A 12,458-nucleotide genomic window follows, 5' to 3' on the forward strand; every position below is an offset into this window, starting at 1 on the left:
GCCTGCGGCGCCGCCGGCTGCGCCAACGGCCACCGCACCCGTACTGCCGACCGGCACCCCTGCCACGGTCCTGGACACCCAGGATTACGAGGGCGTGCTCGGCAAGGGCGTCCGCAGTTCCACCGGCGAGGATATGGGCCGGATCATCGACATCATCCTCGACAAGGACGGTCGCCCGCGCGCCGCCATCATCGATTTCGGCGGCTTCCTCGGGGTCGGCTCCCGCAAGATCGCCGTGGATTGGCGGTCCATGCGGTTCTCGCCCGATGGCAAGCCGAGCCGCCTCGTCCTTCAGTTGAGCCGCAATCAGGTGCGCGTCTCGCCGGAGTACAAGCCGGGAGATCCTATCGTGGTCCTCGGTCCGGCCAGCCCCAGCGTTCCGCCCGATGGCGAGCCGGCTCCTGCGACCGCGTCGAGCCAGGTTCCGGCGGCCCAGCCCGCGGCGCCGGTCCAGGCTCCGGTGGCGCCGCCGCCGAGCGCTGCACCCTCTCCCGCGCCCGACAAGCCGGGTGAGAAAACGCCGGACAAATGACGGCATCCCGCTCGCAGAATCGACGCGTCATCAAGCCCCGTGAATTGCCGCGATCGGAGTTCCGGCCGCGTGGGGCTCTTCGACGCGACGCCTATGCCGAGAAGCCCGGAGAGGGTTCCACCGACATGCAGGCTGGTTCGGTAAGGAGCAGCCGGGGGCTCGACGCCTTTGCGTTCTTTGTCGCGAACCTCCAGACCGGATTCGGTCCGTTTCTCGCCGTGTACTTCACACAGGCGCAGTGGACGCAATCCGACATCGGTTTCGCCCTGACCGTCGGGAGCCTCGTGAGCCTGCTCGGCCAGGTGCCGGGCGGTGCCTTCGTCGACGCCGTCCGCTCGCGACGCTTCGCGGCCGGGCTCTCGGTGGTGGCGATCTCGCTCAGCGCCTTCGCCCTCGCCATGTGGCCGAGCTTCCTCATCGTCCTCCTCGCGATGGCGGCCCATTCCGCGGCGAGCTGTATTCTCACACCGGCCATCGCGGCCATCAGCATCGGCCTCGTCGGCCATAAGCGAGCCGGTGAGCGGCTCGGGCGCAATGCCAGCTTCTCGGCGCTCGGCAACGCCGTCGCTGCGGCGCTGATGGGGGCCTGCGGTTACTACCTGTCGAACGACGCGGTGTTCTACCTCACAGCTTTCCTCATGATCCCGACCCTGATCGCGCTCTCGTTCATTCGCCCTGGCGCGGTGCCGCTTCAGGCACGCCAGGGCGAGACGGTGGAGTCCGGCCCCAAGGAAAGCGCGCTGAAGGCCATCGTCACCAACCGCGCCCTTCTGTGCTTTGCCGCCTGCATGACCCTGTTCTTCCTCGCCAACGCCGCCATGCTGCCGCTGGTGGGCAGCATGCTGACCTTGCGGGCCAGCGAGACCGCCACGGCGCTCATCGCCGCCTGCATCGTGGTGCCCCAGGTCGTCCTGGCGATCTCCGGACCTGCCGTCGGACGGGCCGCAGAGAAGTGGGGCCGACGCCCGCTCCTTCTCATCGGCTTCGCCGCCCTGCCGATCCGCGGGCTGCTGTTCGCCTATACCGACAGCCCGGAACTCCTCGTCGCGATCCAGGTCTTCGACGGCGTCTCGGCGGCCGTGTTCGGGGTCATGGTGCCCCTCGTGGTCTCCGACGTCACGCGCGGCACCGGACGGTTCAATCTCGCCCTCGGTGCGGTCGGAACCGCCATGGGCATCGGTGCCGCCCTGTCGACGTCACTGGCCGGAATCATGGCCGATCATCTCGGTAGTCACAGCGCCTTCCTCGGCCTCGCCATCGTCGGTCTCGCCGGCTTCGCGCTGCTCGCCCTGATCATGCCGGAAACCCGTCAGGCCGAGGTGGTCTGAAGGGTGGGCCGGCACCGAATTCGCTTGCCGCTCAACACCCGTTCAGGTTTCCTCTCTACAAACGGGCAAGCTTGACGGTCGCCCGCAACGCTTGGACGAGATTAGCGTTGCGACCTATAAGTTCACGGTTCCGTGCGGCCTGCTTGCGGGATCGCGCGAGCATCCGTCAGTTAAAAACGAGCACTGGGATGGTCACCCATATGGAAGACCTCTGCGTCTACGCCGACAGGCCCTTCGCGTTCGTCGCCCGCTATCTCAAGCGGCGGGCGCTGCCGCATCTGGTGATCCTCTGCGCCGTTCTCGGCGCCGTCGCCTTCTCGGTGAGCACCGATTACGCACTCAAAGGCGTCGTCGATGCCCTCAGCAAGGGGCCGGATGCAGGCCTGATCTGGGGCGCACTGGCCGTCCTCATCGCCTTCATCGCCGCCGACAACATGCTCTGGCGCGTGGCGAGCCTCGTCGGGTCGTTCACCTTTGTCGGTGTGACCGGTGATATCCGCCGCGATCTGTTCCGGCACATGACCGGCCACTCGCCGTCCTTCTTCGCCGACCGGCAGCCGGGCACCCTGGCCTCGCGCATCACGGCGACCTCGAACGCGATCTTCACGGTCGAGAACATGTTCGTCTTCAACGTCATGCCGCCCTGCGTCGCGGCCTTCCTGTCGATCATCTATATCGGCACCGTGAACCTCACCATGGCGGGCGTCCTGGCCGGCATCTTCGCCGCCGTCGTCGTCCTGATGTTCAAGATGGCGGCCGCGGGAAAGCCGCTTCACCACGATTTCGCCGCCAAGGCAGCCAGCGTCGATGGCGAGATGGTCGACCTCGTCGGCAACATGCCGCTCGTCCGGGCCTTCTCGGCGTTCAAGCGGGAGTACAAGCGGTTCGACGGCACGATCGGCGTCGAGATGCGCTCGCGCCGGTCCTCGCTGCTCTACCTGGAGAAACTGCGGATCGTTCACGCGATCCTGACGGTCTTCGCCGTGCTCGGACTGCTCTATTGGGCCATCATCATGTGGGAAGCTGGACAGGCGACGAATGGACAGGTGGTCCTCGTCTGCACCCTCGGCATCCGCATCCTCGCCGCCACCCGCGACCTGGCCGTGGCCCTGGTGGATGCGACCCAGCATACCGCCCGCCTGTCGGAGGCCCTGCATACCCTGCTTCAGCCGCACGACCTGATCGACCATCCGGAGGCCATGCCGCTGTCGGGAACGGGCGCCGAGATCGATTTCGATCACGTGGCCTTCTCCTACCCTGATGGGCGCGCGGTGTTCACGGACTTCAACGTGAAGATCGAAGCCGGCCAGCGCATCGGCCTCGTGGGCAAGTCGGGCGGCGGCAAGTCGACCCTGTTCTCGCTGCTCCAGCGCTTCTACGAGGTTCAGGGCGGGAAGATCCTGCTCAACGGCCAGGACATCAACCGCGTGACCCAGGACTCGTTGCGCGAGGCCATCACCGTGGTGCCGCAGGACGTCTCCATGTTCCACCGGACCCTGCGCGAGAACATCCGCTACGGCCGGCCGGACGCATCGGACGAGGATGTCTGGAAGGCCGCCGCGGCGGCGCATTGCACCGATTTCATCGAGGCACTGCCGGAAGGTTTCGACACCATCGTGGGCGACCGGGGCGTAAAGCTGTCCGGCGGTCAGCGCCAGCGTATCGCCATCGCCCGCGCGATCCTGAAGGATTCGCCGATTCTCCTGCTCGACGAGGCCACGTCGGCCCTCGACGCGGATTCCGAGGAGGCGATCCGGCACGCTTTGGCCAACCTGATGAAGGGCCGCACCGTCATCGCGATCGCACATCGTCTCTCGACGCTGAAGGATTTCGACCGGATCGTGGTGCTGGAAGGCGGGCGCATCATCCAGGACGGCTCACCGGACAAGCTCACCCATCTCGACGGCTTCTATCGCGAGTTGATGAAGAAGGAATCGATGTCGATGGCGGCTTTGGCCGCCGCCTGACCGATCAGGCGAATGGAGACACCTCAGACCCCTTGATCGCGCGGATGAGAGAAGCCGCGCGATCGGGGCGCTTGAAAAATCACCGCACCCTCCACCATCCGGGAGGGATGGGGAATGCCGGTGGCGTCATTCAACGCTATGTAAGGCGGGCCTCGCGCGCGGCTTCGCCCGTATCTCGTTACTCGATCACGAGCTTGTAGCTTTGTCCCGCACGGATGACGGCGCCCCGCTCCAGCTCGTTGAGCACGAGGAACCGGTCCAGGGGACGATCCGGCACGACCATCCTGCGTGCCATCTCGTCGGCCGTATCGGCCGGTCCGGCGGTCACCACCTGGATGCGCAACGGGCGTAGGAATTTCACCTCGTCGGGGCCGACGCCGGACAGGCTTTCGGTCCAGCGCCGGAACGCACCGTCGGGATCCGTGCTGCCCTTGGCGGCCATGATCATGCGGAAGGTCGTCTCTCCGACCCGGACGGCAGCGAGGCGGAAGGTCCAGTCCTTGCCGCGCGACATCGCCGTCACCGCCGAGTTGCCGGCGACCATGCGGTTCTCCACCGAACTCGCCTCGATGCTGTCGCTCCACGTGGCGCGCAGCACCTCCTCCAGGCTCTGGCCCACATGGCTTTCGACCTGATCGAACAGGAGGCGGCGGCTCCCCTCCCCCGTGGCACCGAGGACGGCGTTCCGCGTGTTCTCGATGGTGAATCCCTCCGGCACCTCGAAGGCGATGCCGAGGCTCGGATGGAGAAAGCGGCGGCCCTTGACGATGCCGTCGCCCGGATTGTCGCCATAGGCGATCCCGTCGATGGCGGCGAGGTAGCGGGCGCGTTCATCGACGCCGAGACCGGGCGCGCCGATGAGACGCGCGGCTCGCGTGACGAGGTTGATCCGTTCGCTCGTGCCCGGATGAGTGGCGAGCATGTCGGGCTCGCCGGCCATGCCCGTCCCGGTCTTCATGTTGGTGGTGCGGTTGAGGGAGTTGAGGAACCGCCCCGCCCCGAACGGATCGTAGCCCGCACGGGCGAGCGTCCGCACGCCGATCCCATCGGCCTCGAGCTCCTGATCGCGGGAGAAGCGGGCCAGGGCGAATTTCGACTGGTTCTGGAGTTGCGCGCCGGTGGCCGGATCGTTGAGGACGTCGGCGACCACCCGGCTCACCAGTTGGGAGCGCAGGGCGAGTTCGGTACGGGCCGTGGCATGGCGCAGGGTGACGTGGGCGATCTCATGGGCGAGGACGGCGGCGATCTCCGACGTATCGCTGGCGAGCGCCAGCAAGCCTCTCGTCACGTAGAGACGGCCATTCGGCAGCGCGAAGGCGTTGATGACCGGCGAATCGAGCAGCGTGACCGCGTAGGTCTCCTCGGGACGATCGGTGGCCTTCACCAACCGGTCGGTCACCTCGGTCAGCAGGCGCAGAGCCGCTGGCGAGCGGTATTCCCCGCCGAACGACGCCACGAGCTTGGCATGGTCGGCATCGGATGCGGTGCGCTCCCGGCCGGTGGTCCGAGGCGCCTCGACGGGCACCTTGATCGCCGCCGGCTGCAGGACCACGCCGCTCTGGTCGGAACTGCAACCGGTCAGGATGAGCGTCGAGACGAGCAGCCCGGTTCGGACCGCTCCATATCCGCGATGTCGTGTCTGCCCCCCGCTCATACCGTTCAGCGCCGAAGCGTCCGCTCCTCATCCAGAACTTCGATCATGTCTGCGCTCGCGATGTCGAGGGTGGGGCCGCGCCACGCTTCCACGATTCCCCGAACCCGGACGATGCGCCCCCGCAGGGTCGCCACATTCAGACCACGTTCGCGCAGCCGCCGCCAAGTGCGCTTCGACACGGTGACCGTCAAGCCATCCTCGCCTCGTTTGGCGAAGTCGAGATAGGTCCGCGCCGGACGCTCGCTGACATTCACGACCCGGCCCTGCGCCACGATGAAACGCCCCGTGGCCTCACGCAACGCGGCACCGTCGCGGCCCTCGCGGACACCAGCCCGCCACAGGCCGCGGGCGGCCGCCCGAGCCCCGGATTCCAGGGTCAGCAACGCCGGCCGGCAGAGCGTATCGCGTTCCCCCGCATCGGCATAAGCGAGTCCCTCTTCGATCAAGCCTCCGGCCAGGTCGATGGCTTCGTCGGAGACGGCCGCATCCACATGCATACGGCCCCAGCGGTCGATCTCCCCGCGCGGTACGAGGGTCAGCGTACGGTGCCGATGGTCGAGCATCCAGGCACGCGCGGCGCCGTCATCCTCCACCGGCCAACGGATCCCGTCGAGAACGGCGCGATCACCCGATGCCAGGATCATCTCGCCACGCTCCCCGAGCCCGGCGAGCGCCTCCTGTCGCGTCGGCCCACTCACGCATTCGGGCGCCACGGAGCGCGCCGCTTCGGCCCGCGCCGCCCCGGCGAGAACCAGCGCCATGCTCGCTGTCCTCAGGATGCGTTCGATCCGCCGCCCGATCATCACGCGCTGCATCCTCGCCCATCCGGATCCGAACCGGAGCAACCAGATACCATTCTGGGGCTTCCCATCGCGGCAAAACAAGGAAACGAGGAGAAGACCGGGTGGTTTGCCCCGTCATGCGGCCAGTAAGCCACACCGTAAGCCACGGCCGAACTCCCTTGCGCGACAAGGGCCGTCGACGCTGCCGGGACATCCCTTGATTCCCGTCCCTGCGGATCCCAAGTGACGGCAATCGGCTGCGGGCCCCTCTGGCGGATGCGCGTCTATGCCTTCCGTGATGTCGGAGCCGATGCTTTCCTGCGTTTCGCAAAGCATCGACGGTCCCGAATGGTCGACTTTCTCTTCATCGAATGGCTCGGCAAGCCTGTCTGGATGTGGCTCGGCTTCCACGCCCTGGTCGCGGGCCTTCTCGCCTTCGATCTCGGCCTGTTGCATCGGGACAAGGACCACGAGATCGGCGTGAAGGAGAGCCTTCTCCTCACTGCGTTCTATTTCAGCCTCGGCTTGGCCTTCGGGGGCTGGATCTGGTGGTACTTCGGCGCTCAGCCTGCCCAGGAATATGTCGCCGGCCTCGTGGTCGAGAAGTCGTTGTCCATGGACAACGTTTTCGTCATCGCCGTCATTCTCACGTCCCTCGGCATTCCCCGCGCAGCCCAGCACAGGGTCCTCGTCTGGGGCATCCTCGCTGCGGTTCTCCTGCGCGGTCTGATGATCGGGCTCGGTGCCGCCCTGGTGCATCAGGCGGCCTGGGTGCTGTCGATCTTCGCCGCCTTCCTGATCTTCGCCGGTTTGAAGATGCTGTTCGGAAAGGAAGAGGAGGCCGGCGACATCCAGGACAACGCTATGGTGCGGATGTTGCGCAAGGTGATGCGCATCACGCCCGAAATGCATGGCCAACGCTTCGTCGTCCGTAAACCGGATCCCGAGACCGGGAAGTCGGTGCTGTGGTTCACGCCTCTCGCCCTCGGTCTGATTCTCGTGAACGGCGCCGACGTGATCTTCGCCGTCGATAGCGTCCCGGCGATCTTCGCCATCACGACGGATACCTTCGTCGTCTACACCTCGAACATCTTTGCGATTCTCGGCCTGCGCGCTCTGTATTTCGCCCTCGCCGCGATGGTCGACCGTTTCGCCTACCTGAAGACGGCCCTCGCTTTCATCCTCATCTTCATCGGTACCAAGATCGTGGTCGCAGACACGTTCGACCTCGTCCACGTACCGCCGTGGGTATCCCTGGCGGTCACGCTCGTGCTGCTCGCCGGTGGCGTCGCCTACAGCCTGTGGCGCACGCGGGACGTGGCAAAGCACGAGGGTACGGACAGGGTGTCTCAACGCGCCTGATCAGATGGCCTTCGTCGTCCATCCACCTACTCCTGCGTCCTGTCGAGCGAGCCAAGCGACGGGGCCGCACAATGGCACCGGGCATGGACCGATCGACGTCGTTTCATGGCGTCGCCGGTGCGAATGGCCGCCACACCAAGTGCGTCGTACGACGCAAGCCGTATCCCGCGCGGCGGCGCGCCGCTCAGCGTGACGGCAATCCGGCCAGGAGATCCCGCAACGTCGTGATCGTGGATGCATCGGCGACGCCGTCCACGCGCTCCTGCCTGAATCTGCGCTGGAAGGCGGTGATCACAGCTTTCGTTCGCGGGTCGAAAATCCCGGTCACCGGAATGTCGTAGCCGAAGAGCGCGAACATCGCTTGAAGCGCCTCGATCGGCTGTCCGGCATCCCCCTCGGCGAAGAAGCGGCCGTCGCGAATGGGCGCCGCCGGCACGTGATGCCCCACCCCGGCTGCCGCCAGGCGATCCCAGGGGAAATGCTCGCCGGGATCCTCCTTGCGTTCCGGCGCCACGTCGGAATGCGCCAGCACGTGCCACGGTGCGATGCCCCAGCGGGCGATGATGTCCCGGGAAAGCGCGATCACCGCGTCGATCTGTTTGGACGGGTAAGGCGGCAAGCCGCCGACATGCCCGCCATTGACGATCTCGATGCCGATGGAGCGCGAATTTATGTCTCGCTCCAACCCGGAGGCCGTGCGCCCCCATACACCGGCTCCCGCATGCCAGGCGCGGCGCGATTCCGGCACCATCTGGATCACTCGTCCGTCCTCAAGCACGACGTAATGCGCCGATACCTCGGAGATCGGGTTCGCGAGACGCTGCAGGGCAGCGGCCGCGCTCTCCATTCCGGTGTAGTGCAGGAGCAGCATGGTCGGCGGACCGCCCCTGCGCTCGCCGTGGTTGGGCGACGGCATCACGCTGGTCGCCACCGGACTTTCCGGAATAGGCTTCATGCGGCAGCTCTCTCTTTGCGTGTCAGCGCAGTCCTCGCTCGGCGGCGATCCGGTCATAGGCGGCATTGATCGCGGCGAGCCGCGCGGTGGCGATCCTCACCGCCTCGGGCGGAACGCCGCGGGCGATCGCCCGGTCCGGGTGGTTCTCCATGACGAGGGCACGATACCGGGCTTTCACCTCCGCGTCCGTCACCTCGTGGTCGAGGTCGAGCACGAGATAGGGGTCGTCGGCGAGGCGCACGTGCCGGGCGGCAATGCGCCGGAAGGCTACGTCGTCGAACCCGAAAGTTTCGGCGACGGCACGCAGGTAGCGTTCTTCCGCCTCATGGATCGCACCATCGGCCTTGGCGATATGGAACAGGCCGTCGAGCACATCTTCCAGCAGCGCCGGCTCATCCTGAAACGCCGTTGCCATCTGTCGCGCATAGGCCTCGAACCCTGCCGAGGTGCCTTTGGCGAGGTCGAACAGGCGCTGGACCCCGGGCTTCTCCCGTTCGCTCACCTGCACCACTTTGGCGAAGGCTTCGATTTCGGAAGGCGTCACCACCCCGTCGGATTTCGCCATCTTGGCCGCGAGCGCCACGAGGCCGGTCGTGAAGACCACGTCCTTCGGCGTCGCGCCGAACAAGGCCCCTTCCCGATCCACCAGGAAGTGACCGGCGACGCCGCCCACCAACCCGCCGATCGGTCCACCGATGGCGAGGCCGATCCCCGCGCCGCCGAGCTTGCCCCAGATGCCGACGCTCACGCCGCGCCACCATCGTCAGCGACAGCAGTGTTTGGGCGAAGAGGATAGAAAAGTTCTTGAAGCAGCATCGGCATCGCAGCGCATCGTCCACCGGCCATCCACCGGGTCAGCCCCGCATACGGCAATTTCCGCCTGCTCGTCCTGTCTCCGAGACATGAAAAAGGGCCGAGGCATGCGCCCCGGCCCTCCGCTTCTCCCAAACGGGAGAACGATGTCAGCGGCAGTACACGTCGCCGTAAGCGTCGCGATACGTGCCATATGGGCAGCGCGGAGCCGTGCCGGCACCGATGATCGCGCCGCTGGCTCCGCCGATGGCCGCACCGGCCAGAGCGCCGCCCGCACGACCGGTGGCAGCGCCGCCGATGGCCGCACCGGCCAGGGCGCCGAGACCGGCGCCGCCAAGAGCACGATCCTGCGGCGTATTGCAGGCGCCGAGGGAGAGGGCGAGAGCCCCGGCGAGGGTAGCGGCAATGAGCTTCTTCATGGTCCCGAGACTCCCTTGTGCGTTTTGTGGCCCGGCTTATCGCCGTGGTGACCTTGCGCAACGTAGCTTAGCCATTCCGTTCGTGGAATGCACCACGTGAGGAAACGGTTCCAGCCACGCTTTCCGTTCGGGCAGAAAACCCTCTACTGATGCACGCCAGACACCTCGGGCGCCCCCCTCCGGACGCCCGGACAAAACCCAGGACCGTTTCGAGGAAGCCATGCTGCGTGCCACCGCCATCGTCCGCAAAGCCGCCATTCGCCCGGATTCCGTGGCGGATACCGTGACCCTCGACCATGCGGGACGCCAGGGAGCAGCCGCGATCCTCACCGGCGCGGGCGGGGTGAGTTTCACCCTAGCACTGGCGAAGGCTGCCTCCATCGAGGACGGTGACGCGTTTCGTCTCGAAGACGGGCGCCTGGTGACCGTTCGCGCTGCGGCGGAATCCTTGCTCGAAGTACGGGCGGAGAATCCGGCTCGCCTGCTGCGGTTGGCCTGGCAGTTCGGCGGCAACCACGTCCCGGCGGAGATCGGTGCAGACGTCCTCTATGTACCCACGACCTCGGCCAATGCCGAACTGATCCGTGGGCAGGGTTGCGCCGCGACCCCGGTTTCGCGAGCCTTCAAGCCCGAACGCGAGGCTCACGACCACAGTCAGTGCGGTCACGACCATGCTCACGACCAAGGTCACGATCATTCGCATGCGCACGATCACGGGCATGCACACGACCATGCGGATCACGGCCACGCAAATCACGGCCATGCCCATGTGCATGGCCCCGATTGCAAGCACGATCACTGAGGCGGCCAAGGGAAGCGGTCGCCGCACAATTAGAACCGAGCCGCGTCACTTTCATACGGACACCATGACACCTAGCGATATCCGTTTCTCGGTCGCGCCGATGATGGATTGGACGGACCGCTATTGCCGGTCGTTCCACCGTGTCCTGTCGCGGCGTGCCCGGCTCTATACCGAGATGGTGACCAGCAATGCCGTTCTTCACGGCGACAGGACGCGTTTGCTCGGTTTCTCCGAGCCAGAGCATCCGGTCGCCGTCCAACTCGGGGGTTCGGTACCCGGCGATCTTGCGAAGGCAGCACGCATCGCGGAGGGATTCGGCTACGACGAGATCAATCTAAATGTGGGCTGTCCCTCGGACCGGGTTCAGGATGGCCGCTTCGGCGCATGCCTCATGCGAGACCCGATCCTCGTCGGCGAGTGCGTGGCGGCCATGAAGGCCGCCATCTCGGTGCCGGTCACGGTGAAGTGCCGCATCGGAGTCGACGATCAGGATACGGAGGTCGCCCTGGATTCGCTGGTCGATGCCGTGACGCAGGCGGGAGTCGACGGGCTCATCGTCCATGCCCGCAAGGCTTGGCTGCAGGGTCTATCGCCGAAAGAGAACCGCGATGTCCCCCCCCTCGATTACGGGCGTGTCGCGCGGCTGAAACAGAAGCGCCCGTCTCTGCCGATCGCTATAAACGGTGGCATCGCCACGATCGACGACACGCTGACCCAACTCACGGTCGTGGACGGTGTGATGATGGGGCGCGCAGCCTATAACGAGCCGGCCCTGCTGCTCGACGTGGACCACCGGGTTTTTGGAGAAGCGGCCCCCGTGGCGGATGTCTTCGAGGCTGTCGAGGCTTTCGCACCGACCATCGCTGAAGCCTTGGGAAACGGTATCCGCCTGCACACACTCACCCGCCATATGCTCGGACTGTTCAACGGGCGCCCTGGGGCGCGTGCCTATCGCCGACACCTGTCGACGTTCGGCACCCGCGCGGACGCCGATCTTTCGACCCTGCGCGAGGCTGTGGCTCAGGTTTCCAAGGAAGGTTCCGGAGGAAGCGCCGCCGTTCAGGCGGCGTGAGCGCGGGACGTCAACTGTCGGCCGCGCGCTCGAAAGTGACGATGCTGCGAGTCTCACCCTCCTCTGCCCAGTTCGGCATGACGCGCCACGGGGTCAGGACACGAAGGCGCGCTCCATTGATCTCGAAAGACCGCGTCTGTTCCGTACCGACCCAAGCAGGATTCCACGCTGCATCGAGCTTGGCAGTCCACTGATTTCCCGTGACGGTAAAACGGCCCGTATAGGAAACCATGGTGTCGAGAAGAGCGGCGCGCTCCTTGTCGCTGACCGCAGGCTTCCGATCCTCGCCGGTGAGGTTGAAGAACACCCTCCCCTCGGGGGTGAAATAAGCGAACCCCGCCGGATGGGCACCCATGACTGGAATCGTTTTGCCGGTGGAGCGAACCTCGACTTCGTAGGAGACGAGCTTCCACAAACCGGTGATGCGCGCATCGCTGGCGGCTTGCGCCGATCCGCCCAGCATCGGCGTAAAGAGTAGCGGAAGCCACATTCCGAGAAAGCTGCGTCGTAGGGTCGAAACTCTCATGATCGGATTTTGTCCTCTTAGAGCATTGCAACCAGAGACACCCTCGCGGGCATCTCGATTTGAGCTATGCAATGAAGACGTGCCACTCTCAACGCCTCAGATAGTTGGCTCGCCTGCTTGTGATGCGTTCCCGCTGAGTTTGGATATGTCATTTGACACGCAAAAGCCCGCGGCGTTTGACGCTGCGGGCTTTTGCGTGTGGTGTTCTTGTGTGTTTGGTTGCGGGGACAGGATTTGAACCTGTGA

The 12,458-nt window shown here is 65.8% G+C and carries 12 protein-coding genes; 6 read left to right on the top strand and 6 right to left on the bottom strand.

Annotated elements, in window-relative coordinates; genetic code table 11:
- The 3 genes from FV220_RS21155 to FV220_RS21165 form a co-directional block, all read left to right on the top strand.
- Positions 1-532, top strand: a 532-nt coding sequence (locus FV220_RS21155; protein ID WP_147833114.1) for a PRC-barrel domain-containing protein, incomplete at its 5' end; no start/stop codon positions are given.
- On the top strand, positions 529-1,860 hold the full coding sequence (locus FV220_RS21160; RefSeq protein WP_018042481.1) for an MFS transporter: 1,332 nt from the start codon (positions 529-531) through the stop codon (positions 1,858-1,860). The genes FV220_RS21155 and FV220_RS21160, both read left to right, overlap by 4 nt.
- A gap of 200 nt (positions 1,861-2,060) precedes the next feature.
- Positions 2,061-3,827, top strand: coding sequence for an ABC transporter ATP-binding protein (locus tag FV220_RS21165; RefSeq protein ID WP_056144699.1), 1,767 nt, complete (start codon positions 2,061-2,063; stop codon positions 3,825-3,827).
- 178 nt (positions 3,828-4,005) lie between these two features.
- Here FV220_RS21165 and FV220_RS21170 read toward each other — a convergent pair whose 3' ends face one another.
- Together FV220_RS21170 and FV220_RS21175 are read right to left on the bottom strand one after the other, a co-directional pair.
- On the bottom strand, positions 4,006-5,481 hold the full coding sequence (locus FV220_RS21170) for a M48 family metalloprotease (RefSeq protein WP_246689506.1): 1,476 nt from the start codon (positions 5,479-5,481) through the stop codon (positions 4,006-4,008).
- A gap of 5 nt (positions 5,482-5,486) precedes the next feature.
- Entirely contained in the window at positions 5,487-6,296 is an 810-nt protein-coding gene (locus tag FV220_RS21175) for a DNA-binding protein (protein WP_147833115.1), read from the bottom strand.
- Positions 6,297-6,611: 315 nt separating this feature from the next.
- Here FV220_RS21175 and FV220_RS21180 point away from each other — a divergent pair, with 315 nt between their 5' ends.
- On the top strand, positions 6,612-7,625 hold the full coding sequence (locus tag FV220_RS21180; protein WP_056144696.1) for a TerC family protein: 1,014 nt from the start codon (positions 6,612-6,614) through the stop codon (positions 7,623-7,625).
- A 184-nt stretch (positions 7,626-7,809) separates the two neighbouring features.
- On the opposite strand, the gene FV220_RS21185 is transcribed toward FV220_RS21180, so the two are convergent.
- The 3 genes from FV220_RS21185 to FV220_RS21195 form a co-directional block, all read right to left on the bottom strand.
- Positions 7,810-8,580: an N-acetylmuramoyl-L-alanine amidase gene (locus tag FV220_RS21185; RefSeq protein WP_056143928.1), complete on the bottom strand. Its 771-nt coding sequence runs from the start codon at positions 8,578-8,580 to the stop codon at positions 7,810-7,812.
- A gap of 22 nt (positions 8,581-8,602) precedes the next feature.
- Entirely contained in the window at positions 8,603-9,328 is a 726-nt protein-coding gene (locus FV220_RS21190) for a DnaJ family molecular chaperone (protein ID WP_056143925.1), read from the bottom strand.
- A 214-nt stretch (positions 9,329-9,542) separates the two neighbouring features.
- Complete coding sequence (locus FV220_RS21195; protein WP_018042474.1) at positions 9,543-9,812, bottom strand: hypothetical protein; 270 nt, start codon at positions 9,810-9,812, stop codon at positions 9,543-9,545.
- Between the two features lie 220 nt (positions 9,813-10,032).
- Between FV220_RS21195 and FV220_RS21200 the strand changes: the two genes are divergently transcribed.
- Together FV220_RS21200 and dusA are read left to right on the top strand one after the other, a co-directional pair.
- Complete coding sequence (locus FV220_RS21200) at positions 10,033-10,614, top strand: urease accessory protein UreE (protein WP_147833116.1); 582 nt, start codon at positions 10,033-10,035, stop codon at positions 10,612-10,614.
- A 64-nt stretch (positions 10,615-10,678) separates the two neighbouring features.
- Positions 10,679-11,686 (top strand): tRNA dihydrouridine(20/20a) synthase DusA, encoded by a 1,008-nt coding sequence (gene dusA / locus FV220_RS21205; protein ID WP_147833117.1) that lies wholly within the window; start codon positions 10,679-10,681, stop codon positions 11,684-11,686.
- 10 nt (positions 11,687-11,696) lie between these two features.
- Here the strand turns inward: dusA and FV220_RS21210 are convergent, their stop codons facing one another.
- Positions 11,697-12,176 (bottom strand): lipocalin-like domain-containing protein, encoded by a 480-nt coding sequence (locus tag FV220_RS21210; protein WP_147833119.1) that lies wholly within the window; start codon positions 12,174-12,176, stop codon positions 11,697-11,699.
- Positions 12,177-12,458: the final 282 nt, after the last annotated feature.

It is taken from the genome of Methylobacterium sp. WL19 (assembly GCF_008040005.1).
Taxonomy (GTDB): Bacteria; Pseudomonadota; Alphaproteobacteria; order Rhizobiales; family Beijerinckiaceae; genus Methylobacterium; species Methylobacterium bullatum.